The 23,878-nt window shown below is 69.6% G+C and carries 23 protein-coding genes and 3 pseudogenes; 12 read left to right on the forward strand and 14 right to left on the reverse strand.

Annotated features, from left to right (window positions below):
* Position 1: 1 nt before the first annotated feature.
* Positions 2-1,606 (reverse strand): RNA-guided endonuclease InsQ/TnpB family protein, encoded by a 1,605-nt coding sequence (locus tag IEY61_RS31000; RefSeq protein ID WP_229705657.1) that lies wholly within the window; start codon positions 1,604-1,606, stop codon positions 2-4.
* Here IEY61_RS31000 and tnpA (IEY61_RS03615) point away from each other — a divergent pair.
* Positions 1,547-1,909: pseudogene (tnpA, locus tag IEY61_RS03615) on the forward strand (IS200/IS605 family transposase); the annotation flags it as partial. The gene IEY61_RS31000 and the pseudogene tnpA (IEY61_RS03615) overlap by 60 nt on opposite strands.
* A gap of 191 nt (positions 1,910-2,100) precedes the next feature.
* Positions 2,101-3,408: a Bcr/CflA family efflux MFS transporter gene (locus tag IEY61_RS03620; protein WP_308424544.1), complete on the forward strand. Its 1,308-nt coding sequence runs from the start codon at positions 2,101-2,103 to the stop codon at positions 3,406-3,408.
* A 62-nt stretch (positions 3,409-3,470) separates the two neighbouring features.
* On the opposite strand, the gene IEY61_RS03625 is transcribed toward IEY61_RS03620, so the two are convergent.
* From IEY61_RS03625 to IEY61_RS32075, 3 genes and pseudogenes are all read right to left on the reverse strand, one after another.
* Entirely contained in the window at positions 3,471-5,729 is a 2,259-nt protein-coding gene (locus IEY61_RS03625) for a catalase (RefSeq protein ID WP_189040765.1), read from the reverse strand.
* Positions 5,730-5,869: 140 nt separating this feature from the next.
* Complete coding sequence (locus IEY61_RS03630; protein WP_189040766.1) at positions 5,870-6,373, reverse strand: SRPBCC family protein; 504 nt, start codon at positions 6,371-6,373, stop codon at positions 5,870-5,872.
* Positions 6,374-6,481: 108 nt separating this feature from the next.
* Positions 6,482-6,538: pseudogene (locus IEY61_RS32075) on the reverse strand (ArsR family transcriptional regulator); the annotation flags it as partial.
* 152 nt (positions 6,539-6,690) lie between these two features.
* Between IEY61_RS32075 and IEY61_RS03640 the strand changes: the two are divergent.
* From IEY61_RS03640 to IEY61_RS03650, 3 genes are read left to right on the forward strand one after another with little or no spacing between them, the layout of a single operon-like run.
* The gene (locus IEY61_RS03640) at positions 6,691-7,452 is read left to right on the forward strand and encodes a DUF998 domain-containing protein (RefSeq protein ID WP_189040767.1); all 762 of its coding nucleotides are present in this window, start codon (positions 6,691-6,693) and stop codon (positions 7,450-7,452) included.
* A gap of 7 nt (positions 7,453-7,459) precedes the next feature.
* Entirely contained in the window at positions 7,460-8,635 is a 1,176-nt protein-coding gene (locus IEY61_RS03645) for a sensor histidine kinase (RefSeq protein WP_229705658.1), read from the forward strand.
* A 2-nt stretch (positions 8,636-8,637) separates the two neighbouring features.
* Positions 8,638-9,318, forward strand: a complete 681-nt coding sequence (locus IEY61_RS03650; RefSeq protein ID WP_189040768.1) for a response regulator — start codon at positions 8,638-8,640, stop codon at positions 9,316-9,318.
* A gap of 89 nt (positions 9,319-9,407) precedes the next feature.
* On the opposite strand, the gene IEY61_RS03655 is transcribed toward IEY61_RS03650, so the two are convergent.
* On the reverse strand, positions 9,408-9,566 hold the full coding sequence (locus tag IEY61_RS03655) for a hypothetical protein (protein WP_189040769.1): 159 nt from the start codon (positions 9,564-9,566) through the stop codon (positions 9,408-9,410).
* 254 nt (positions 9,567-9,820) lie between these two features.
* Here IEY61_RS03655 and IEY61_RS03660 point away from each other — a divergent pair, with 254 nt between their 5' ends.
* Positions 9,821-10,213: an SCO5389 family protein gene (locus IEY61_RS03660; protein ID WP_189040770.1), complete on the forward strand. Its 393-nt coding sequence runs from the start codon at positions 9,821-9,823 to the stop codon at positions 10,211-10,213.
* A 96-nt stretch (positions 10,214-10,309) separates the two neighbouring features.
* Here the strand turns inward: IEY61_RS03660 and IEY61_RS03665 are convergent, their stop codons facing one another.
* The 4 genes from IEY61_RS03665 to aceA all read right to left on the reverse strand — a co-directional run bounded on the left by IEY61_RS03665 (position 10,310) and on the right by aceA (position 13,994).
* Positions 10,310-10,699 (reverse strand): VOC family protein, encoded by a 390-nt coding sequence (locus tag IEY61_RS03665; protein ID WP_189040771.1) that lies wholly within the window; start codon positions 10,697-10,699, stop codon positions 10,310-10,312.
* Positions 10,681-10,956: an ArsR/SmtB family transcription factor gene (locus IEY61_RS03670; RefSeq protein ID WP_373293095.1), complete on the reverse strand. Its 276-nt coding sequence runs from the start codon at positions 10,954-10,956 to the stop codon at positions 10,681-10,683. The genes IEY61_RS03665 and IEY61_RS03670 overlap by 19 nt, the downstream gene beginning before the upstream one ends.
* 159 nt (positions 10,957-11,115) lie before the next feature.
* Positions 11,116-12,726, reverse strand: a complete 1,611-nt coding sequence (gene aceB / locus IEY61_RS03675; RefSeq protein WP_189040772.1) for a malate synthase A — start codon at positions 12,724-12,726, stop codon at positions 11,116-11,118.
* Positions 12,723-13,994, reverse strand: a complete 1,272-nt coding sequence (gene aceA / locus IEY61_RS03680) for an isocitrate lyase (protein ID WP_189040773.1) — start codon at positions 13,992-13,994, stop codon at positions 12,723-12,725. The genes aceB and aceA overlap by 4 nt, the downstream gene beginning before the upstream one ends.
* Before the next feature lie 218 nt (positions 13,995-14,212).
* Here aceA and IEY61_RS03685 point away from each other — a divergent pair, with 218 nt between their 5' ends.
* Positions 14,213-15,598 carry a short-chain fatty acyl-CoA regulator family protein gene (locus IEY61_RS03685; RefSeq protein ID WP_189040774.1) on the forward strand — a complete coding sequence of 462 codons (1,386 nt, stop codon included), beginning with the start codon at positions 14,213-14,215 and terminating at the stop codon, positions 15,596-15,598.
* 52 nt (positions 15,599-15,650) lie between these two features.
* On the opposite strand, the gene IEY61_RS03690 is transcribed toward IEY61_RS03685, so the two are convergent.
* Complete coding sequence (locus IEY61_RS03690; protein WP_189040775.1) at positions 15,651-15,845, reverse strand: hypothetical protein; 195 nt, start codon at positions 15,843-15,845, stop codon at positions 15,651-15,653.
* 264 nt (positions 15,846-16,109) lie between these two features.
* Between IEY61_RS03690 and IEY61_RS03695 the strand changes: the two genes are divergently transcribed.
* On the forward strand, positions 16,110-16,316 hold the full coding sequence (locus IEY61_RS03695) for a helix-turn-helix transcriptional regulator (RefSeq protein WP_229705660.1): 207 nt from the start codon (positions 16,110-16,112) through the stop codon (positions 16,314-16,316).
* Between the two features lie 656 nt (positions 16,317-16,972).
* Here IEY61_RS03695 and IEY61_RS03700 read toward each other — a convergent pair.
* Positions 16,973-17,146 carry an alpha/beta fold hydrolase gene (locus IEY61_RS03700; RefSeq protein WP_189040776.1) on the reverse strand — a complete coding sequence of 58 codons (174 nt, stop codon included), beginning with the start codon at positions 17,144-17,146 and terminating at the stop codon, positions 16,973-16,975.
* A gap of 252 nt (positions 17,147-17,398) precedes the next feature.
* On the opposite strand from IEY61_RS03700, the gene IEY61_RS03705 reads away from it, so the two are divergent.
* Entirely contained in the window at positions 17,399-18,349 is a 951-nt protein-coding gene (locus tag IEY61_RS03705; protein WP_189040777.1) for an NmrA/HSCARG family protein, read from the forward strand.
* A 72-nt stretch (positions 18,350-18,421) separates the two neighbouring features.
* Here IEY61_RS03705 and IEY61_RS31750 read toward each other — a convergent pair whose 3' ends face one another.
* Positions 18,422-19,912, reverse strand: coding sequence for a M28 family metallopeptidase (locus IEY61_RS31750; protein ID WP_373293096.1), 1,491 nt, complete (start codon positions 19,910-19,912; stop codon positions 18,422-18,424).
* 246 nt (positions 19,913-20,158) lie between these two features.
* Here IEY61_RS31750 and IEY61_RS03715 point away from each other — a divergent pair, with 246 nt between their 5' ends.
* Entirely contained in the window at positions 20,159-21,001 is an 843-nt protein-coding gene (locus IEY61_RS03715; RefSeq protein ID WP_189040778.1) for an endonuclease/exonuclease/phosphatase family protein, read from the forward strand.
* A 9-nt stretch (positions 21,002-21,010) separates the two neighbouring features.
* On the opposite strand, the gene IEY61_RS03720 is transcribed toward IEY61_RS03715, so the two are convergent.
* Complete coding sequence (locus IEY61_RS03720) at positions 21,011-21,868, reverse strand: DUF4253 domain-containing protein (RefSeq protein WP_229705661.1); 858 nt, start codon at positions 21,866-21,868, stop codon at positions 21,011-21,013.
* Between the two features lie 123 nt (positions 21,869-21,991).
* On the opposite strand from IEY61_RS03720, the gene tnpA (IEY61_RS03725) reads away from it, so the two are divergent.
* Entirely contained in the window at positions 21,992-22,411 is a 420-nt protein-coding gene (gene tnpA, locus IEY61_RS03725) for an IS200/IS605 family transposase (RefSeq protein ID WP_189040779.1), read from the forward strand.
* Entirely contained in the window at positions 22,408-23,652 is a 1,245-nt protein-coding gene (locus IEY61_RS03730) for an RNA-guided endonuclease InsQ/TnpB family protein (protein WP_189040780.1), read from the forward strand. Before tnpA (IEY61_RS03725) ends, IEY61_RS03730 begins: the two co-directional genes overlap by 4 nt.
* Positions 23,653-23,695: 43 nt before the next feature.
* Here IEY61_RS03730 and IEY61_RS03735 read toward each other — a convergent pair.
* Positions 23,696-23,878 (reverse strand): annotated as a pseudogene (locus IEY61_RS03735) (IS5/IS1182 family transposase); the annotation flags it as partial.

Below are 23,878 nucleotides of genomic sequence, written 5' to 3' on the forward strand. Positions count from 1 at the left end.
GTCACTTCTGGCGCGGAGCCGGTCCGGTGTCGTTGAACCGGAAGCTACTGACCGACGGGGCGTCGCCCAACTCCTCCAGGATCAGACCGGAACGCGCCGAGTCGCGCAGGTACGCCCACCGGTTGCTGATCAGGTATTCACGGGCACCTCCGGCGGGAGCGGGTGCGATGACGAACCGCTGGGCCTGGTCGTCCGCCCGGCAGGCGGCCCCCCGCACGAACAGCGGTTGGGTGTCACCCGGGTTGCGCACCTGCCAGCAGATCGGCTGCCCGGTGCCGCCGCCGTGGTACGCCTTGATCAGGAACTCCCCCGAGCCCAGCGGAGTCGGCACGAACACCTGCCGGCCACGGTCGTCGTCCACCTCGGTCAGCCGCCCGCCGTCGAGCAGCGACAACCCCGACTCGAACGCCCCCACCCGTACGATGGTGACTCTGCGCTTGCCGGAGAGCACCGGCTCCACGCTCGGCTTGGACGGCGAGGCGGCTACCGGCGCCACCGCGGCCACCGGTCTGGCCACGGCCATCGGCACCACCGCGGCCGCCGGTTCCGCCTCGACCGCCGCAGCCGCGCCGTGGGACGTCGGCAGCATGCCGTAGACCGCTGCGGCGGCGCCGCTCAACACCACCAGACCCGCATCAGCGAGCCAACTACGCACCAACACAGTTCCTCCCGGCTGCCTCGATCGCCGAAGCCGGCAGCCTTGCCGCTGGCGGTCCTCGGTCGATTCAGCCTGATGACGCGTGGGGTCGGCGGCGGGTTTCACCGGCCCGCCGAATTTCTCGAGCGCAAGATTCGAACCCGTTGGCGGGCCGCCTTCCGCGTGATGGCGTAAACGGCTCAGCTCGACAGGCATCGAAGGATTGACATCCTCTCCGTCCTGAAGGACGGAGATTCCCTCCACGCTGCGTGTGGAACACGCGGTGTCCGGGTGGGTTACCGCTTCCCTGCGCGCCGCCGGGGCGAGTCCCGGTCTTACGTGCGCTCCACGGTCGTTTAGGCTCTCCGCCTGTCCGGCGGCGAGTACGTTGATGGCGGCGTTGACGTCCCGGTCGTGGGTGGTCCCGCAGGGGCAGTTCCACGACCGGACGTTCAAGGCCATCGTGTCGTTGATGCGGCCACACTGCGAGCACATGCGGGTGGATGGGAAGAATCGGTCCACCCGGCCGAATGCCCTGCCGTACTTCGCGGCCTTGTACTCCAGCATGGCGGTGAAGCTGGCCCAGCCCGCATCGTGCACGGATTTCGCCAGCCGGGTCCGGCCGAGTCCGGCAACGGCAAGGTCCTCGACGTACACCGCTTGGTTCTCGCGGGTGATCGTCGTGGACAGCTTGTGCTGCCAGTCCCGCCGGGTGTCGGCCACGCGGGCGTGCGCCCTGGCGACCCTCACGACGGCCTTCTTACGGTTCTGACTCCCGCGCCGCTCGCGGGAGAGGGCTTGTTGCAACCGCTTGAGCTTGCGTGCCGCACGGCGTAGAAACGTGGGCGCGGCCACCTTCGTGCCGTCCGACAGGACCGCGAAGTGCGTCAGGCCCAGGTCGATTTCGCGATGCATGCCTACTTGGTTTTCGTGACGAAGTTCCGGCATGAGGTGTTCGCCGACCGGCACCTGACCCGAATGGAGGCGATCATGCGAGACGTGTGCGCCGACTTCGAGGCCGAACTGGTCGAGTTCAACGGCGAGAACAACCACGCACACCTGCTGGTCAACTTCCCGCCAAAAGTGGCCGTGGCCCGCCTGGTCAACTCACTCAAAGGCGTGTCCTCGCGACGCCTACGGCAGGAGTTCCCCGACCTGGCACACCACTACTACCAGGCCAACAAACTCTGGTCCGGTTCGTACCTCGCAGGCTCCATCGGCGGCGCACCGCTGAGCGCCGTGAAGCAGTACATCGAGCAGCAGAACCGTCCCGGTCAAGGCACTGCTCGGGCCTTCACCCCCGGACTGAAGGCCGGAGCACTGGCCCGCATTCCGGTAGCATTCGGGTCGAGCGCCGAGCCCCGCTCCACGGCTGTGAGCTGCGGCACCAAAGCGCCGGCCGGGAATCAGCCGGCCGATTGCGGGTTGGAGCCAGATATGACCTTCGCACCACAGTCTGCCCCGTGTCCGGGTCGGGCGACCACGGCCCGATGACCGCCGTCGACACCGCCGTGGCCCCGCCGAACGCGCTGATGCCCGGCGACCTGATGAGCCGCCGGCAACGCCTGCGGCTCATCCTCGTGCTCGGCTCGCTGATCGCGCTGGGGCCGCTGACCATCGACATGTACCTGCCGGCGCTGCCGGCGATCGCCGACGACCTCGCCACCAGTTCGTCGACGGTGCAGTTGACCCTCACCGGCACGCTGGTCGGCCTCGCCCTCGGCCAACTGGTGATCGGTCCGTTCTCCGACGCGCTCGGCCGCCGCAGACCGCTGATCGCGGGCACCGCACTGCACATCGTGGCCTCGCTGGGCTGCGCTCTCGCGCCGAACATCGCGGTGCTCGGTGCGCTGCGGGTCGTCCAGGGGTTGGGCGCGGCGGCGGCCGCGGTGATCGCCATGGCGGTGGTACGCGACCTGTTCAGCGGCTCGTCCTTCGCCCAACTGCTCTCCCGACTGCTGCTGGTGATGAGCGCCGCGCCCATCCTGGCACCGACGCTCGGCAGCGAACTGCTGCGCTGGACGCAGTGGCGGGGCATCTTCGTAGCGCTGATGGTCTTCGGCGGACTGCTGATGCTGGTCGCCACGTTCGGCCTGTCGGAGACGCTGCCACCCGGGCGTCGCCAGCGCGGCGGCGTGCTGTCCACCGCCCGGCTCTACCGCTCGCTGCTGCGCGACCGCGCCTTCGTCGGGCTGGTGCTGGTGGCGGCGCTGGCCATGGCGGCGATCTTCGCCTACGTCGCCGGTTCCTCGTTCGTGATGCAGGAACAGTACGGGCTCAGCGAGCAGCAGTTCGGGTTCGCGTTCGGGGCGGGCGCGATCGGCCTGATCGCCGCCACCCAGGGCAACGTACGGCTGCTGCGCCGCTACTCCCCGCAGCAGATCCTGACGGCCGCGTTGCTCATCGGCTCGGCTGCCGCACTGGTGCTGCTCGGCGTCGCCGCGACCGGGTTCGGCGGGCTGCCGGCCCTGCTCGGGTCGCTGTGGCTGGCGCTGACCGCGATCGCCCTGGCGATGCCGAACGCCCCGGCCCTGGCACTGAGCCGGCACGGCGAGGCAGCCGGCACGGCCTCCGCCCTGCTCGGCGCGGTCCAGTTCGGCGTCGGCGCGGTGACCGCGCCCCTGGTCGGGGTGCTCGGCAACGGCGCGGTAGCGATGGCCCTGCTGATCGCCGGTGGCCTGGTCATGGCACTGGTCGTGCTGCTGCTCGTGGTACGCCCGGCCCGCCTCACCCCGACGGGACCCGAACCGGCCGTCGTCGTGGTGCACTGACCGCCCAACCGACGCGGGGGCACTTCCGCAACAAGATCTCCGCTCGGTATGGGGCGGGCGGGTCAGGACACCGAGGCGGGAAACCTCTCCCAGACGCGGTGGGTGGCGAGCAGGTGCTGCACGGCGGTGAAGACCTCGTCGCCGGAGTCGGCGGTGACCACGCCGGGGCTGCCGATCACGCCGGCCTGCTCCAGCACGGTGACGCCGGGGCCCCAGGCACCGATCGCCTTGGCGTGCCGCCAGCACTCCTCGACCAGCAGCAGCACACGCGGATCCACCGGGACCGGGCGTGCCGCGCCGGCCTTGGCCTCGCGGGCCGGCAGCGCGTCCGACGCCGGGGGCGGGGCGGCGGCGAGCAGCAGCGCGTCCAACTCGACCGAGCGGCCGGTGGCGAAGCTGCGCTGCACGGTCAGGTCACCGATCATGCCGCCGTGCGGGGCGATCAGCAGTGGCACCATGTCGGCACCGAAGACCGCGCGGCGTACCTGGCGGACGGTGTCCAGGTCGGCGTCGGGGTCGACCACGATGCCGATCATTCGGCCGTCGGCTGGCCACTCGCGACCGACCTGCGACAGCGCAGGGCTGGGCGTGACGTCGGGCAGCGGGACCGTCGGCTGCGGCGTGGGCAGCCCGAGGCCGGTGGCGACCTGGGCGCAGAGCACCGGGTCGATGTTGGCCAGGCACTGGAGTTGACGCTCCCTGATCGTCTGGTGGTAGCACTTGCCCAGCTCGAAGGTGTAGGCGCGGATGATGTGCTCCCGCTCGACGGGGGACATGCTCAGCCAGAACAGCCGGGCCTGGCTGAAGTGGTCGTCGAACGAGGCGGGGCTCTGGCGTATTTTAGGCGCCTCGGCCACCCGTACCGGCAGGTCGGTGAAGGGGTGGTCGTCGTCGCCGGCCGGGAACGGGTTGCCGCCGTCGAGCGAGTTCGGCCGGTAGGGCGCGATTCCCGTGTGGATCGCCTGCTGGTGGAAGCCGTCGCGCAGCATGTCGTTGACCGGAGCGTGTGGCCGGTTGATCGGGATCTGCGGGAAGTTCGGCCCGGCCAGGCGGGTCAACTGCGTGTCGACGTACGAGAAGAGCCTGCCCTGCAACAGCGGATCGTTCGTGACGTCGATGCCCGGCGGCAGGTGACCGACGTGGAAGGCGACCTGCTCGGACTCGGCGAAGAAGTTCGTCGGCGTACGGTTGAGCGTCAGCCCGCCCACCGGCTGCACCGGGGCCAACTCCTCCGGCACGATCTTGGTCGGGTCGAGCAGGTCGATGCCGGCGAAGGTCTCCTCGGGGGTGTCCGGGAAGACCTGGATGGCGAGTTCCCACTCGGGGAACGCCCCGGCCTCGATCGCGTCGTACAGGTCGCGGCGGTGGAAGTCCGGGTCGATGCCACTGAGCATCTGGGCCTCCTCCCAGATCAGGGAGTGCACGCCCAGTTTCGGCTTCCAGTGGAACTTGGCCAGCACCGTCTCGCCCGCGGAGTTGACCAGGCGGAAGGTGTGTACGCCGAAACCCTCCATCGTCCGGAACGAGCGGGGGATGCCCCGGTCGGACATGTTCCAGATGGTGTGGTGCTGGGCCTCGGTGTGCAGGGAGACGAAGTCCCAGAAGGTGTCGTGGGCGCTCTGCGCCTGGGGGATCTCGCGGTGCGGGTGCGGCTTGCCGGCGTGGATGATGTCGGGGAACTTGATGGCGTCCTGGATGAAGAAGACCGGCATGTTGTTGGCGACCAGGTCGAAGGTGCCCTCGTCGGTGTAGAACTTCGTCGCGAAGCCCCGGGTGTCGCGAACGGTGTCGGCCGATCCACGCGAGCCGAGGACGGTGGAGAACCGGACGAAGACCTCGGTCTCGCGGCCCTTCCTGAGAAAGCCCGCCCGGGTGACGTTCTCGGCGGTGCCGTACGCGCTGAAGGTGCCGTGTGCGCCGGCGCCCCGGGCGTGCACCACCCGCTCGGGGATGCGCTCGTGGTCGAAGTGGGTGATCTTTTCCCGCAGGTGGTGGTCCTGGAGCAGCACCGGGCCGCGCGGTCCCGCCTTCAGCGAGTGGTCCGTGTCGCGCAGCCGCGCCCCCTGGGCCGTGGTGAGGAAGGCCCCCTGCTGACCCATTGCCCTCGACGGCGTGCCGGTTCGCGCGCCGGTGGGCGTACGGGTCTGCGGGCTGCCCTGCTCCGGCTTCGGCGGCGGCGGGTCGTGCGGCGTGGTCGGTTCCTCCAGGGGCGGCGGCTCGCCCGGCACACCGGGCACCTTCGGGGTCAGCACGTCGGAGACCTTCTCCGCGGCGGATTCCACGACGTCCTTGACCGCCTTGGCGGGGTTTCGCGATTCCATCTCTACCGGTACCTCCCTGGTGAACAACGACCAGATCCTCAGGGCGGTACCCCGGCCAGAGAGGGCAAAACGGAGCGAACGGCACCGGCGTCGCCTTTCGATCACATCTGGACGACCCGGCCAGCCGCCGATGCAGGAGATCAGCGAGGGGAAAGGCTCAACTGATCAAAATAGGTCTTCATCGCCGGGTAGTAGTCATCGAACGACGGCATCGCCGTGTCGTGGTGGGCGGCCACCAGCCGATCCAGGTAGTACTCCCAGCCGGGCCCGATCTCGCCGACGCCCTCGACCGTGTCCAGGTGCTGGACGAAGCGCAACTCCGTCCGGTCGTCGCGCCGGGTGAGCAGCAACTCCAGCCGCCAGGTGCCGGATTCGTCCTGCGCGGCGAGGGCGAGCCGGCGGGGCGGCTCGCACGCGTCGATCCGCATCGTGGACCACGGCTCCCCCTCTTCGAAGGCCATCTGCATCCGGACGCTCTGACCGGGCGTGGCCCGACCCGCCCAGCGCCCGTACCACCGGGCGGTGCGATCCGGTTCGGTCAGGCTGGCCCAGACGGCCTCGATCGGGGCCCGGAATTCGCGAGTGACGACCAGCTCGGGCCCGGTGTCGGTGCCGAAGAGGCGCCCGGATGGGGTGGGTGTCATGCTGTCCGCTCCTCATTGGAGTACGGCGAGCCACCGGAGCAGCTCACGGAGCCGGGTCGAGTCCAGTTCATAGCGGCGCTCGCGGCCGTCCACGGTGTCGCGCACCAGACCGCTCTCACGGAGTACGCGCAGGTGACGACTGACCGCCGGCCGGCTGATCTCGAAGTGGTAACTGACAGGTTACGTGCTTTCCACCGACCTACTCCGATCGTCGTACGCCGTACTCCTTTGGCGTCGGAAAAGGTGACGCCGCCGGTACGACGCGCCTCCCCCGGTTTGCGCCGTAGCTTTCGGGCCACGTCGATGAAGGGTGTCCAATGCACGCTGCTGATCTGTCCGCTCGGCCGTCGGGGAACGACCGGCCGTCACGTTCGCGCTTCACGGCCGACGCCGTGCTGGTCGGCCTGGCGCTGGCGCTGTCCGCCATAGCCACGGCGGACACGCTCAACCCACGGTGGAGCTGGATCGAACACATGGCCAGCCACTTCGTGCACGGACGAGCCGGCTGGCTCATCCCGTGCGCGGCAGTGGGTTTCGCCCTCAGCACGGCGCTGCTGATCCTGTTGGTCGTGCGATCCGGTCGGGCGCCGGGAACGAGCGGGGTGCCAGCTGTGGCATCGGCCACCCCGGCCCGTGGCGGGCGGCTCGGGTTGGGGCTGCTCGGTGTCTGGGCGGCCGGAATGCTGATCGTAGGGATCTTCCCGGCCGACCCGCCGGGTCAGTGGGACCGCCCGCCGTCCACCGCCGGGCTGGTGCACGGGTTGGGTGGGCTGACCGCGTTCGTTGCCCTGCCGGTGGCCGCGGCGCTGCTCACCCGGGCCTGGCGGCGGGACGTGCGGTGGCGGCCGGTGGCCCAGGCGTTGACCGTCGCGTTGGTCGTGGCGCTGGCCACGTTCGCCGTCTTCGTGGTGACCTGGGTCGATGTGATCGGCGGTCCGAGTCTCTCGGTGGGCGCCCAGCACACCGTCGTCGGGCTGACCGAGCGGGTCATGATGTGGGCGTACTGCGGCTGGCTCGCGGTGGTGGCGGTCGGGCTGCGCCGCATGCCGGCCGCGCCCCGCATTGGGTCCGGCGGATAATCGGCCGATGGTGGAAGCGGGCGGGACAATGGCGTACCCGGGCACGGCGGCACGGCCGGCGCTGCCGGGCTGGGCGCTCACCGGCCTGCTGGCGGCGGCCACCGCCGTCGGGGTGCCGGCCGGCGTGGCGCTGGCCGGCGGCCGGGTGACCGTCGCGGGCGCGCTGGCGCTGGCGCAGACGCTCGCCGCGCTGCTGTTGCTGCGTACCCGGTGGCCGGTCGGCACGCTCCTCGCGTCGGTGGCCACCGTCGCGGCGTACCGGGCCGCCGGTCTGGTCGACGTCGGGTGGATCTGGCCGGCGACCGTCGCCTTCGCCGGGGCCGTGCTGGCCGGGCGGGTGGGTTGGGCGCTGGCGACCGGGGTGAGCGCCCTCGCCTTCGCCACCAGTTGGGAGGCGAACGTCGCCGGGCGCGCCCCGGAGTCGGTCGCGGTCGCGGTCGGCGGCGAGGCGTTGTGGCTGGCGGTGGTGGTGGCCGCCGCCCTAGCGTACGCCAACCGGCGGCGCTGGCAGGACGAGGTGGCCGCCCGGGTGCGGCAGGCGCGGCACGAACAGGAACTGGCGGCCGGTCGCCGCCGCGCCGAGGAGCGGGTACGCATCGCGCGGGAACTGCACGACGTCGTCTCCCACACGCTGGCCGTGGTCGGCGTGCACCTCAACGTGGCGCTGGACGCGGTCGACTCGGCACCCAACGAGGCCCGCGACGCGCTCCGGCTGGCGCAGGACGTGCGCGGCCGGGCGATGGCGGACCTCGGGGCGCTCGTCGGCGTCCTGCGCGACGACTCCACACCCGGGGTCGAGTCGCCGTTGCCCAGGTTGGACGGCGTGACCGACCTGGTCGAACGGGTGCGGGGCGTGGGGCTGCGGGTGACGCTGGAGGAGAGCGGCGACCGATCGGCCGTGCCGACCCCGGTGGCGTTGGCCGTGTACCGGGTGGTGCAGGAGGCGTTGACGAACGTCGTCCGGCACGCCCGCGCCGGCCGGGCCGTCGTCGCCCTGCGGTACGCGCCGACTCGGGTCACCGTCGAGGTATGCGACGACGGTACGGCGACACCCGGCGCCACCGTGGGGCACGGCCTCGCCGGGATGCGGGACCGGGTGGAGGCGCTGGGCGGCACGCTGACGACCGGCCCCGTCGACGGCGGTGGCTTCGAGGTGTCCGCCGTGCTGCCGGTGGCGAGGTGACGATGGCGGTCAGCGTACTGCTCGCTGACGATCAGCAACTGGTCCGCGCGGGCTTCCGCAGCCTGCTGCGACGCGACCGGGGCATCGTCGTGGTCGGCGAGGCGTCCACCGGCGACGAGGCCGTCCGGGCCGCGCGGGCGACTCGGCCGGACGTCGTACTCATGGACATCCGGATGCCCGGCATGGACGGAATTACGGCGACCCGTCAGATCGTGTCCGACCAGGGGTTGTCCGGTTGCCGCGTCATCATCCTCACCACGTTCGAGACCGACGAGTACGTGTTCGCCGCGCTCGCCGCCGGCGCCAGCGGCTTCCTCACCAAGGAGGTCGACCCGAACGGGTTGCGCCAAGCCGTCCGGGTGGTCGCGGCCGGCGACGCGCTGCTCTCCCCCAGCGTCACCCGCCGGGTCGTCGCGCAGTTCGCCCACCGGCCGGTCACCACCGGCACCGGCGGGGATCGGCTCGCGGTGCTCACCGACCGGGAACGGGACGTCCTGCGGCTGGTCGCGGCCGGTTTGTCCAACGAGGACGTCGCGCGCGAGTTGGTGATCAGTCCGCTGACCGCGAAGACCCACGTCAGCCGGGCCATCACCAAGCTCGGCGTTCGGGACCGGGTCCAGCTGGTGATCCTGGCGTACGAGACCGGGCTGGTCCGTCCCGGTGATCCGGATCGGACAGGGTGAGGCGTACCCGCCACGACGGTGCCGGGTTGCTGCCGTTCCACGAGCCACGCCGGCGCCGGCACCAACAGGTGCCGGCGCCGGGTCTGGGCTCAGCGTCCGGCCTGGTGCTTGGCCATCTGCGGGTTTTCGCCCTTGCCGACCTTGCGCAGCGCCTCGCGCAGTTGCGCCTCGGTCATCTTGGAGTTGCCCTGGATGCCGGCGTTGTGGGCCTGCTGCCGCATCTGGTGCAGCTTCTCCTGGTTACCCATGTCGACCTCCCCGTGAGGTGGGCGGTGGCGGACGGTTCATCTGCCACGCGACCATCGCATTCCCGTGCCCTGGCCGGACTAACCGGTTGAAGTCACCGCCTGGCGCACTCGGGCCGGCCGCCGTGGTCACGCCAACCGTCGTGTTTCCGGTGCCGCGGCACGCCGCCAGGAGCATTGACATCGCTGTGGGTGACGTGATGTGCTCACTCCGCAATGCACATGACAATGATTGTCGTTAGCGAGTGGAGGAAAGCATGTCTCTCACCGTGTCACCGGACCTGCTGCGTGCCGCCGAGTCGGGGCCGGTCACCGACGAGGAGTTCGTGGCCTGCGTACGCGAGTCCCTGCCGTACGCCTGGCAGACCGTCGCCCGAGTGGCGGCGGAGCTGACGTCGTCCGACGCGGAGTTCGCGGACAACGAGATCCCACCGCCCGGCGAGGTGGAACGGGGTCAGTTGCTGCGGGCGCTGGCCAGCGACTCGATCCGGTCCAGCCTGGAGCGGCACTTCGACGTCAAACTGGCCTTCCAGAACTGCCACCGGGTCGCGGCGTTCCGTCCGTCCGCTGTCGACTCCGACACCTATCGCCGCTTCGTCTCCGTCCGCGGCCAACTCCTCAACCAGTCCCCCGAGCTGCGCAACTGCTGACCCATGCATGTCGGCCCGGCGGGCAGCACGGGGGCGCACAAGCGCGCCGGCGTCTGCCCGCCGGGCGACCTGGCCACGCCCGGCGTCAAAGACGCCTCAGTCGTGCATGGCAGCGATCTGGATGAGGTTGCCGCAGGTGTCGTCGAAGACCGCGGTCGTCACGTTGCCCATGTTCAACGGCTCCTGGGTGAAGGTCACCCCGAGCCCTTTCAGTCGCTCGTACTCGGCGGGCACGTCCGGCACACCGAACATGGCGAACGGGATCCCGTCCGCCACCAGGGCCTTCTTGAAGGCCGCCGCCGCCGGATGCTGATCTGGTTCGAGGAGTAGCTCCACGCCGTCCGGGTCTTCCGGCGACACCACCGTCAACCAGCTGTGGCCCCCGAGCGGAATCTCGGTCTTCTTGATGAAGCCGAGCACGCCCGTGTAGAACGCCAACGCCTTGTCCTGGTCGTCGACGAAGATGCTCATGTGTCCGATTCGCATGTGTCAACCCTCCACCGCTCGTAGATCTGTCGGAGCGGGGACGTGTCGAGGTCGATGAACATGTACCTGCCCTCGCGCCGCACCACCACCAGGCCGGCCTCGGACAGGACGGCGAGGTGCTGGGAGATCGCCTGCCGCGTCGAGGTGAACCCCTTGCCGGTCAGCCGGACGCACAACTCGAACAGCGCCTGGCCGCTGCGGTCCTGCAACTCGTCGAGGATGGCACGCCGGGTCGGATCCGCCAGCGCCTTGAACACGTCGCCCACACCGGAAACGATAGGAAAGCCACTGCTTGCATGTCAAAGCGTGACACCTACGTGACCACGTGCGAGTGACTCTCTCCCGTGTCAGGCGTACGGCCCGGGCCCGGCCCACGGCCCGCCCGGGGCGGGGCGACGAGCCCCGCCCCGGTTGCCTCAGCGGGCCGCCGCGGCGTCCTTGCGACGTGGGCCCAGGTGTCGGGCGTACGCGGGAGTGGTGAAGAAGGACGGCAGGTCCTCGCCCAGCGCGGTCTCCTCGACGATCCGCGCGGCCTGCTCGGCGCGCTCCCGCTCGGCGCCCTCGCGCCCCTCGGTCAGCGCCGCCAGTTCCTCGGTCAGCATCGACCGGACCAGTTCCTCGGTCACGCAGCCACCGCCGGCCAGCGGTGTGGCGTGATGCAGCCACTGCCAGACCTGGCAGCGGGCGATCTCGGCGGTCGCCGCGTCCTCCATCAGGTTCCACAGCGCCACCGCGCCGGCGCCGCCGAGCCAGGCGTCGATGTAGCGCAGCGCCACCGCGATGTTGGAGCGCAGCCCCGCCTCGGTGACCTGGCCCGGTGTCTTGTCGACCGACAGCAGGTCGGCGGCGGCCACCGCCACCTCGTCGCGCCGGCGGTCGAGCTGGTGGGGGCGCTCGCCCAGCACCGCGTCGAACACCTCGCGGCAGGTGTCGACCAGGCCGGGGTGGGCGACCCAGGAGCCGTCGAACCCGTCGCCGGCCTCGCGCTGCTTGTCCGCCCGCACCCGGGCGAGGGCGGTCTCGTTGACCTGCGGGTCGCGGCTGGGCACGAAGGCGGCCATCCCGCCGATCGCGTGCGCGCCGCGCCGGTGGCAGGTCTGCACCAGCAACTCGGTGTACGCGCGCATGAACGGCACGGCCATGGTGACCTCGGCGCGGTCCGGCAGGACGAAGTCCGGCCACTGCCCGAAGTTCTTGATGATGCTGAAGATGTAGTCCCAGCGGCCGGCGTTCAGACCCGCCGAGTGCTCCCGCAGCTCGTAGAGGATCTCCTCCATCTCGAAGGCGGCGGTGATCGTCTCGATCAGCGTGGTCGCCCGGATGGTGCCCTGCGGCAGGCGCAGGTAGTGCTGGGCGAAGACGAAGATGTCGTTCCACAGCCGCGCCTCGCGGTGACCCTCCAACTTCGGCAGGTAGAAGTACGGGCCGGCGCCGGCGGCGAGCTGCCGGCGGGCGCAGTGGAACAGGTAGAGCCCGAAGTCGACCAGGCTGGCCGAGATCGGCCGTCCGTCGACCACGATGCCCTTCTCCACCAGGTGCCAGCCGCGCGGCCGGACCACGATCGTGGCGAGTTCCTCGCCCAGGGCGTAGCGCTTGCCGCGCGGATCGGTGAAGTCGATGCGCCGGTCCAGGGCGTCGATCAGGTTGAGTTGTCCACCGATGACGTTGTGCCAGGTCGGGGTGGTGGCGTCCTCGAAGTCGGCGAGCCACACCTTGGCGCCGGAGTTCAACGCGTTGATGGTCATCTTCCGGTCCGGCGGACCGGTGATCTCGACCCGCCGGTCCTCCAGCCCGGGGGCCGGCGGGGCCACCTGCCAGGTCGGGTCGGCGCGCACGCCGGCGGTCTCCGGCAGGAAGTCGGGAAACTGGCCGGTGGCGTACCGGTCCCGGCGGGCGCGGCGGGTGTCCAGCAGCGCCACCCGCCGGGCAGCGAACTCGCTGTCCAGCGTGACCAGGAACTCCAGCGCGTCCGGGGTGAGCACCTCGTCGAACCGTTCGGCCAGCGGGCCGATGATCTCGTACCTCATGCGAACTGCTCCTCTTCGGTCGAGCCGCGCAGCGCGGTGGTCTCAGCGGCCGGGTTGAGCACGGTGCTGATCAGGTCGAAGTAGCCGGTGCCCACCTCCCGCTGGTGCTTGACCGCGGTGTAGCCGGCCGGCTCGGCCGCGAACTCCCGCTCCTGCAGCGACACGTACGCCGACATGCCGTCGGTGGCGTAGCCACGGGCCAGGTCGAACATCGAGTAGTTCAGGGCGTGGAAGCCGGCCAGGGTGATGAACTGGAACTTGTAGCCCATGTGGCCGAGTTCGCGCTGGAACTTGGCAATGGTGGCGTCGTCGAGGTGCTTGCGCCAGTTGAACGACGGCGAGCAGTTGTAGGCGAGCAACTGGTCCGGGTACTCGGCCTTGATCGCCTCGGCGAAGCGGCGGGCCACCTCCAGGTCCGGGGTGCTGGTCTCCATCCAGAGCAGGTCGGCGTGCGGGGCGTACGCCAGGCCCCGGGCGATGCACGGCTCGATGCCGTTGCGCACCCGGTAGAAGCCTTCGGCGGTGCGCTCGCCGGTGACGAACGGCTGGTCCCGCTCGTCGACGTCGGTGGTGAGCAGGGTGGCGGCCTGCGCGTCGGTACGGGCGATCACCACGCTCGGCACCCCGGCGACGTCGGCGGCCAGCCGCGCCGCCTCCAGGGTGCGGATGTGCTGGCCGGTGGGGATGAGCACCTTGCCGCCGAGGTGGCCGCACTTCTTCTCCGAGGCGAGCTGGTCCTCCCAGTGCACCCCGGCCGCGCCGGCCGCGATCATCGCGCTCATCAGCTCGTACGCGTTGAGGACGCCACCGAAGCCGGCCTCGGCGTCGGCGACGATCGGCGCCAGCCAGTCGATTCCGGAGCTGTCCCCCTCGGCGGTGGTGATCTGGCCGGCGCGCAGCAGGGCGTTGTTGATCCGGCGCACCACCGCAGGCACCGAGTTGGCCGGGTAGAGGCTCTGGTCCGGGTAGGTGTGTCCGGCGAGGTTGGCGTCGGCGGCCACCTGCCAGCCCGACAGGTAGATCGCCTTGAGCCCGGCCCGGACCATCTGCACCGCCTGGTTGCCGGTCAGCGCGCCGAGGGCGTGGATGTAGTCCTCGCTGTTCAGCAGCCGCCACAGCCGGTTCGCCCCGTGCCGGGCCAGGGTGTGTTCCTCCTGGATCGCCCCCCGCAGCCGCACCACGTCCTCGGCGCGGTAGCTACGCCGCACACCCCGCCACCGAGGGTTGGTGTCCCATTCGCGCTGCACCTGCTCGATCGCGGTAACCATCGATTCTCATCCCCTTCAAGTCGTGCTCGGCACACCCGCCGACGCCGAGCCGCCGATGTGTTTTCCACGGTCACACGGCTGGTCGGGACAGGTCGAGATACGGAAAAGGCCAATTATTGAAAAGTCGACCGGCGATTTTGCGAAGTTGTGAAAGCCTCTATTCGCAGCAGTGCTAATGTGACCGGAATCCGTCGGCGGCGACCAGGGAGGTGAGGGCGGTGGCCAAGACCTTCGCCGGGGCCCGGCTGCGCCGGATGCGCGAGGAACGGGCGCTCAGCCAGACGGAGCTGGCCCGGCACCTGAACATCTCCCCCAGCTACCTGAACCAGATCGAGCACGACACCCGACCCCTGACGGTCCCGGTGCTACTGCGCATCACCGAGCTGTTCGGCGTCGACCCGGCGGTCTTCGCCGCGCACGACACCCCGCGGCTGGTCACCGGCCTGCGGGAGGCGCTGCCCGGCCGGGCCGGCCTGGCCGAGCTGACCGAGCTGGCCACCCGGCTGCCCGAGGTCGCCGCCGCCGTCATCGAGCTGCACCGCCGCTACCAGCAGGTCGACGAGCAACTCGCCGAGCTGGTCGGCGACCGCGAACGGGTCGGCCGCAGCCCACACGACCAGGTCACCGAGTTCTTCTACCGGCGGCAGAACTACGTGCCGGAGCTGGACGAGGAGGCGGAGCGGCTGGCCGCGCAGATGGGGCTGCGCCGCGGCGAGGTCCGCGGGCTGCTGCGCGACCGTCTTTCACAGCAGCACGGCGTTCGCGTACGCCGCGAGGACGCCGCCGCCCTCGACGACGAGCTGCACCGGTACCGTCCCCAGACGCGCACCCTGCACCTGTCCACGTCACTGCGGTCCGGGCAGGAGGCCATGCGGATGGCCGCCCAGATCGCGCTGCTGGAGTTCGCCGACGTGATCGACGAGATCGTGGAGTCGGAGCAGTTCGACGACGTACAGACCCAGATCCTCACCCGGGTCGGCCTGGCCAACTACTTCGCGGCGGCGCTGATCCTGCCGTACGAACAGTTCCTGACCGCCGCCGAGCAGCGCCGGTACGACATCGACCTGCTCACCCAGCACTACGCGATGGGCTGGGAGACGGTCTGCCACCGGCTCAGCACGCTGCAACGCCCCCGGGCGCGCGGGGTGCCGTTCTCCTTCGTGCGGGTCGACCGGGCCGGCAACATGTCGAAACGCCAGTCCGCCACCGGTTTCCCGTTCTCCCGCACCGGCGGCACCTGCCCGCTGTGGAACGTCTACGAGGCGTTCAGCTCTCCCGGCCGGGTGGTCACCCAGGTCGCCGCGATGCCCGACGGGCAGCGCTACCTGTGGATCGCCCGCACCATCACCCGCCACCACGGCGGCTACGGCCAACCCGGCAAGGTGTACGCGATCGGGCTGGGCTGCGAAACCCGGCACGCCGGCCGCCTGGTCTACTCCACCGGCATGGACCTGCACGCCGCCGAGGCCGCCATCCCCATCGGCCCCGGCTGCAAGACCTGCGACCGGATGACCTGCCCCCAGCGAGCCGCCCCACCCATCAGCCGCCAACTCGACCTGGACGAAAACCGCAGCACCTTCGTCCCGTACCCCCTACGCGACTGACCCACCCACCTGCATCTCTGCGTTGATCATGAGGTTAGCGGCAGTTTGAAGATCAACCACTGCCGCTAACCTCATGATCAACGGAAATGGTCGAGGCGGACACCAGACGCGACGCCATGTAGATCGACAACGAGACCGGAGCACCCTCGTACTCGATCAGCAACTCTCGACGGCGGATGCGGCAGGGCCAGAGCGATCCACACCCCGCGCAGACCCAGATCGGCAGCACCGGCCCGTGCGCCGTCATGCGGACTCCCCCGGCCAGTGGCCCCGATTGATCGGCACCCGATGCCGAACCCGGCACGGCAACTCGTTCCCGCAGCGGCAAACCATCCGCCACCTGATCCACGACCAGACCGGCCGGTGCCTACGCGAGAGGGTCCGCGCCACGGCGGCCAGATACTCCCCGTATGAGATGAATCGCGGCATACGGCCACGATCCCAGTAAGCCAACAGGTTAGTTAACTGGCAATAGCCATCAGACTAGCTCGGGTCGACCTACCTTCGGGCCATGAACCGAGGGCCGGGGCAGCTCATGGGGCCCTACGAGATCGCCCAGCGCCTGAACGTCTCACGGCAGCGGTTCCAGCAGCTTGCCCGGTACCCCACCTTTCCGAAGCCCTACCAGGAACTTCGCGGCATGAAGGTGTGGTTGGCCGAGGACATCGAAGAGTGGATTGCCAAGTACCGGCAGCCTCGGCCTACCGACGAAGACTGACGCCCAACGCCCGGCGGCTGATGCACGTATCCCGGAATACGGGACGCGAAATGCAGATCTTGGACACTCACCGTTCGGAAGGGCTCGCAGAGTAATAACACGTAGTTTTCCGGATTCGCGGCCTCCTGCCTGCTAGTGCCGTCTCTACCAACGTTGATCGGGGTAACGCGTGGAAGGGCCGGACATCGGCCGTACGCCGGGTCGCCCGGCCAGAGGCACATCCCGAACAGGCGTCATGTCACCCTGACATATTCATGTCACGGTGACATCAGCATCCTCACGACCACCGCTCCCCGCACGCCAGCCAGGTGCCCGAGACGATCATCCGGCATCGAGCCGCTCGAACCCAAGCGGATCCGGACAGCCTCGGCGGGATACACCAGTCCCGCCACGCCGAAACAGAACCTGACCAGCGCCAGAACGACGGGCTACCCGATCAACGTTCACATACCACATCCGCGACCGGAAGCTCGGGAACCAGCGTGTTATTACTCTGCGAGCCCACACGAACCGAAACTGTCCAAGATCTACGAACGGTAGCCCGGCGGGCATAGGTCGACCACGGCCTGGTGTGCACTTGCGGCCGTACCTACCTCTGCACTCGGACCTGCACGCTGACACCCGCCGCCTGAAGGATGTCCGACGGCCGTTGGAACTCACGCGGCCAGAAACCTGGTCACCGCGTCGAGGTAGGCCTCCGGCGCGGTCTCGTGCACCAGGTGGCCGGCGGTGATGGTGACGAGGCGGGCATCGGCCAGCCGGTCGGCGAGTTCGGCGACGTGCTGCTGAGACACCGGGCTCGCCGTGCCGCCGCCGATCAGCACCTTCATAGTCCTTGGCGTCCCAGTCGAAGACCCACCACGCCCGGTACGCGTCGTCGGGGTCGAAATAGACCTGGCGCGCCGGCAGCCGTGCTCACGCCGCTTTTCCACAGGATCGCCAGCGGAGACCGAACCGGGTCCGATTCTGGTGTACCGCGCGTCACCACGAGCCTGGAGTCCAATCGGGAATTATCGATGGATCGGCCCGGTTGAGTCGGTCGCAAGGGCCGGAAAGGCCGGCCAGGCGGCAAGGAGTGGGACATGAGCGAGAAGAAGATCATCGCGATCGTCGGCGCGACCGGGGCTCAGGGTGGAGGGCTGGCGCGGGCGATCCTGGCCGACCGCGACAGCGAATTCACCGTCCGCGCGCTGACCCGCGATCCCACCTCGGAAAAGGCGCAGGAGCTGGTGAAACTCGGCGCCGAAGTGGTCGAGGCCGACATTTACCATCCGGAGAGCCTGGTGCGGGCATTCGCCGAGGCCTACGGTGCTTTCCTGGTCACCAACTTCTGGGCGCACATGTCTGCCGAGAAGGAGTTGCAGGAGGCGGCGAACCTCGCCGAGGCGGCCAAGCAGGCCGGCCTGCGGCACGCCATCTGGTCGACCCTTGAGGACGTTCGTGACCACATCCCGGTCCATGATGATCGGATGCCCACGCTGCAGGGTAAGTACAAGGTTCCGCACTTCGACGCGAAGGCGGAGGCGGACGCATTCTTCACCCGGGCCGGCGTACCGACCACGTTCCTGCGGACGGCCTTCTACTGGGAGGGCCTGGCCACCGGTGCGGCGGGTCCCACCCGCGGCGCCGACGGGGTGCTGGCCCTGTCGCTGCCGATGGGTGACAGTCGTCTCGCCGGCATCGCGGCGGAGGACATCGGCAAGACCGCGTACGGCATCCTGAAGGCCGGCACGGAGTACGCCGGCCACACGGTCCACATCGCGGGTGAGCACCTCACCGGCGAGCAGATCGCCGCAGGCCTGTCCCGGGCGGTCGGCGAGCCGGTCGTCTACCGCCCGCTGTCCCACGACGCCTACCGCGACCTGGGCTTCCCCGGCGCGGACGAGATCGGGAACATGTTCCAGTACTACACGGAGCACCATGCGTACTTCACCGGCGTCCGCGACCTCGACAAGGTCCGCCGGCTCAATCCGGAGCTGCAGACCTTCGACACGTGGCTCGCCACCAACGGCCACACCATCCCGCGCGACTGAACTTATGCGCTACACCCAGCGGCCGCCGTCCCGGCAAGGGAACGGCGGCCGCTGAGGACGTCGGCGCCGGGCCTACCCCTGGGTGATGACGGCGTCGTCGACGGCGGCCTCGACCAGACTCGCGGTGCCCGCATCGGCGGCCTCGATGAGGATCCGTACGCTCTGGCCGGCGTAGCCGGTGAGGCTCCAACTGCCCGACGCCCAGGCGGCGTCGCGGTTGGTCGCGCTGCCCAACTGGGTGAACAGGGCGGTGGTGCCGCCGCTGTGCACGACGGAGACCCGGAAGAAGTCCGCGCTGGTGGCGTTGTTGCCGTGGGCGAAATACCAGGACAGCTTCAGCGTCAGCGGGCCGGTGGCGGGCAGCGCGATGGCGGGCGAGCGGACGCTGGTCGCACCCCCGTCGATGTCGTAGTCGCCGGCGGAGGTGCCAGCGAGCCTTCCGGTGACCAGGTCGTTCGTGCCGGAGATGGTGGCGGCGAGCTGTTTGGGGCCGCTGGAGTTGGTGGCCTGTGGGACGCCGCGCTCCCAGAGGCCGGTGGTGGCGGTGTCGGTGCCGGCGGGGTTGGTGGTCCAGCCGGTGGCCGTCTCGAAGGTGTCCGACCAGATCACCGTCGCCGGGGTTCCGGCGGCCAGCGTCCACAGTGCGTACGCGGCTGCGTCGCCGGCCCGGTTGAGCACCGTGTCGGAGATGTTGCTCGGGTACGTGTCGCACGCCCGGTGGTAGCAGGGGTCGAAGGCGCTCTGGGTGCCACCCCACTTGGCCACCTGCGCGGCGGTCTTCACCCGGGACGCGCCCGCCGCCACGCCCGAGGTCTGCACACCGATCGCGTTGAAGGGGGCATCGTCGGAACGGCCGGCACCCTCGGTGTTCTCCTCGGTCTGCACGCCAATCGAGTCGTAGTAGGCCTTCAGCGTCTGACCGGGGGCCGAGGTGATCCGGTTGATGAAGTAGCCACCGTTGACGGAACCGACCATGTCGAAGTTGAAATACGCCTTGATCTTCGATCGTTCCGCGGTCGGCAGGGTGTTGGCATAGAACCTCGACCCGTTGAGGCCCTGCTCCTCGTCCGTCCAGAAGGCGAACCGGACGCGGCTGGTCAGGCTCGGCCTGGTCGCCGCGAGAGTCAGGGCGATCTCCAGCAGAGTCGCCGACCCGGAGGCGTTGTCGTTGATGCCGGGACCAGCGGATACGCCGTCGAGGTGCGCGCCGAACATGTAAACGCTGTTCGGGTCCCCACCGCCCGGCCAGTCGGCGATCACGTTCGGACCGGCTCCGCTGGTGCAGCCGGAGGTGCAGTTCTGCCGCGTCACGGTGAATCCGGCGGCGACCAGTTTGTTGTACACGTAGGTCACCGAGGCGGTGTAGCCGGCGGTGGTCGAGCGTCGGTTGCCGCCGTTGGCGGAGGCGATCGCCTGGAACTGTTGCAGATGCGCCTTCGTGTTGGTCAGCGAAATGTCCGGTACCGCCAGGGCGGATGCCGCCGCCGTGGCTGCGGTAGCTGTGGTCGGGACGGCGACCACAGCGACGAAGGTCAGGACCAGGGCCGTGAACGCACGCAACACCGCAGTGACTCGCAACGTCTTCTCCTGCCGGTCGGGGAACGCCGGGATCACCGGCAGCCGCAGATTAGGACGGCGCGAAGGTGGGCGGAAATAGACCGAGCCATACCTCTTTCCTCATAACGTGCCGTCAACCGGCCAGGTCGTCACCCGAATCCGGGCCCGCGATCGCGGACAGCGATGACGCCGACCGGTCGGGCCACGGATGCCGGTACGCTTGCCACCCCTTCGCGAGCATTGGGCAGGTGCATGGCTGGTCGTCCGTACCGGATTTCGCCGGCGCTGGCCGTCAGCCTGATCCTCGTCGCCGCGCTGCTGGCCGGTTGTTCGGTGGCCCGCCCGGCCGAGACCACCCGGTTGCGGGTGCTCCAGATGAACCTGTGCAACAGCGGCATGGCGAAGGGCTGCTACACCGGACGGTCGGTCGACCGGGCCGCCGAGGTGATCCGCGCCGAGCGGCCCGACGTGGTCACCCTCAACGAGATCTGCTCCGGCGACGTGGCGGCGTTGGAGCAGGCGATGGTGCAGGTGCACGACGGCACCGTGGTGGCTGCCTTCCAGCCGGCGCGCAACGGCCGCACCGGCGACCCGTACCGCTGCGTCAACGGGCAGCAGTACGGCGTCGGGGTGCTGGCGCACCTCGCGGCGCCGGAGGGTGGGCACACCGTGCACAACGGGTTCTACCCGGCGCAGGACCCGGCGGACCCGGAGCAGCGGGCCTGGCTCTGCGTCGAGGCCGGCACCGTCTACTTCGCGTGCACGACGCACCTGGCGTACACCAGTGCCGCGCTGGCGCTGGCCCAGTGCTCGCACCTGCTCGGCGTGGCCATCCCGCAGTTGCACGCCCGCGCCCGCTACCAGCCCACGGTGGTCAGCGGCGACCTCAACCTGCGGCACGGCGGCGCACCGGACGTACGCTCCTGCGTGCCGGCCGACTACCGGCACCGGCACGACGGCGGGGTGCAGCAGTTCATGGCCACCGCGGACGTCAACATCGAGTCCACCAGGTCGATCGGCATGGCCGGCACCACCGATCACGCCGCCTTCCTGGTCACTCTCACCACCAATCGGGAGCAGCATCCCGCTGCCTGAGCAGGTCGCTCAGTCCCACCAGAACGCCCAGGTCGGGGCGTCGACGAGGCGATCGGCGTAGGCAGCCAGCGTGCACGGACGCTGCCCCTGCCAGATGTTGTCCGGGCAGAAGGCGAAGTGTTCGGCGGCGATCGGCAGCGCCTCGGCGAGGTCTTTCGGCGGCGCGGCGACGCTGAGGTACAGCTCGGCGAAGCCGACGCCGATCGCCCGAACCCCGAACCGGTCCTCCCAGCTGCGCAACACCGCAGCAAGTTTGCCGGTGTCGTTGGTGTAGTTGAGGGCACCCTGCCAGCCCATGGCCGCCAACGCGTCGCTGCCGCACGCTGCGGCGACGAGGCCGAGGCGCATGGTGGGCTGGGCCTGTGACAGCTGCTCGGCCCAGTGCTCCGCATGCCGCTGCGGCGCCACCCGTGGCCGGGCCGCCGACGCCAGGCCGGGCCAGTCCAGGCCGTACGGGGCGGTGACCGCGAGCCGCTCCGCCGGGGCGAGCATGTCCGTGTCGTCGTCGGTGCCGGTGTAGGACGCCCACCAGCCGGCGAGCAGCCGCTCGACATCATGCTCCGCTGACGAGAACGCCGGACGCGGCCAGAGCTCGCCCCGGTCCCAGGGGCGGGACGGGTCACCGGGCAGGCTGTCCAGCAGCAACGGCCAGAGCGCGGAGTCGTCGTGTGCCGCGTGCAGCCGCGACCACAGCCCGGCCGGCGCCGGACCGTCGCTCACCCACAACACCGGTCGTTCACCGTCGCCCTCGTCGCCGCGTACGGTCCCCCCGGGCGGCAGCGGCACGGCCAGCGTCCGCGTCCGGGACTCCTCGTCCGCGAACAACTCCACCAGGTCAGCGGGCATCTCGTTCAGCTGCGACGTCACGAGGCGTGAGGATAGCCATCGGGTCGGACAGTCCCCGGACGACGGGCCGGCAGGCGGAAAAGTCGGTTGCCGGTGCGGTACGGCTCCGGCTTGTTAGATGTGGGCCGCTTTTATACTAGGTTCGTGGCCGGACACCAGACGAGTCGCGGGGTGGCGTACAGCCTCGGATATCACCTCGTGTGGTGTTCGAAATACCGCCGCCCCGTGCTCGCCGGCCCGGTCGCCGAACGCCTGCGAGAACTGATCGAACAGAAGACCGTCGAACACGGATGGTCAATCGTGGCTCTGGAAGTCATGCCCGACCAGGTGCACCTGTTCGTTCGCGCCGACCCGACCGCTTCGCCGTCGTACATTGCGAACCAACTCAAGGGCTTCACGTCTAAGGTTCTGCGAGACGAATTCCCTCACCTGCGGTCCCGGCTACCGACGCTGTGGTCTCGGTCGTACTTCGTGGGTTCGGTTGGCACCGTGTCCGCCGCGACGATTCAGGGGTACACCGAAACCCAGTGGGAGCGCCCGTGGCGGAAGGGGGCCGCGTCGTGAAGGTCAACCACGGTTACGTTCGGCGTCTCTGCCTCGCCCCCGGTCAGGCCGCGGCCCTGGATGAGCAGGGCCACGCCGCACGGGCCATGTGGAATCTGCTGCACGCCTGGTGGACGTGGGGCGGCAAACATCGCCGACCGAGCCTCAAGCAGGCCGATGGGGCGATCCGACAGGCCCGCAAAGACATTCCGTGGCTCGCCGACCTGCCCGCGCAGGCCGCCCAGCAGGTACTCAAGACGTACGTGCGAGCGTGGAAAAACTGCTGGGAAGGCCGCGCGTCGGCCCCCGAGTTCAAGTCACGGATCCGATCCCGGATGGCCGTCGATGTACCGCAGGGGCGCGACCTCGGCGTGGTTCGACTGTCCCGCCACGTCGGGCAGGTTCGGATCCCAAAGGTTGGTGTGGTGCGGTTCCGCTGGTCCGGCCCCATCCCTGGGGTTGGCCGCGAGCCGGGCCGCATCACCGGTGCGAGGCTGGTCAAAGACGTGCTCGGCTGGCACATCGTGTTCCGCACCGAAGTCGACATGCCCACCCCCGCGCAGCATCCCGGCCCCGCCGTCGGCGTGGACCGGGGCATCACCATCGCTTTGGCGTTGTCCGACCGCAACAACCATCCCCACGGGCCATGGACCCGCCCGACCGAAGCGGTCCGGCTTCTCAGGCTGGAACGCACAGCGGCACGACAGAAGCGGGCACGTAAACGCGGCGAGCCGACCTCGAACCGGCTGCACCGCACCTATCACCAAATCGCCAAGGTACGCGCGAAAGTCAAGCGCCGCCGGGGCGACTGGCAGCACAAAACCACCACGTCCCTGGCACAGCAGTACAAGGTTGTGGTGGTGGAAGACCTCCGAATCCGCAACATGACCCGCAGCGCCAAAGGCACTGCCGAGTCCCCTGGCGTGAACGTGCGGCAGAAGGCCGGCTTGAACCGATCGATGCGCAACGAGGCCCACGGCAGGACCGTTGAACTACTGGCGTACAAGCTGGCCGAACGCGGCGGACAGTTATTGAAGGTTCCGGCTGCGGGCACGTCCCAGACATGCTCAGCCTGCGGACATCGTGATCCAGCCTCCCGCAACGGCGCCCGGTTCGTCTGCACATCGTGCAGCTGGGTCGGCCACGCCGACAGCAACGCCGCCCTGAACATTCTGAACGCGGCAGGGCTTGCCGTGTACGGACGTGGAGCCAAGACCATTGGGTCTGGCCGTGAAACGTCAACCATCCGGCGCGCCGCATAAGCGCCGCCGGAAATCTGCCCCCTTTAGTGCGTCCGCCAGTAGGTCATCGGATGCGAGGGCTGCGGGGTCGGGTTTCCCATCGGTAGTGTTTCCAGGCTCGGACGATGAGGCTGCGGATCGTGATGAGGATGCAGGCCGCGTCGAGGTAGAAGTCGACGCATGGGCGGCGGCGTTCGGTGTTGCGTCTGATCTTGCCGAAGTTGTTGCACCACGAGTTCGTACGTTC

The sequence above is a fragment of the Micromonospora sonchi genome, assembly GCF_014646235.1.
In the GTDB taxonomy this organism is placed as follows: Bacteria; Actinomycetota; Actinomycetes; order Mycobacteriales; family Micromonosporaceae; genus Micromonospora; species Micromonospora sonchi.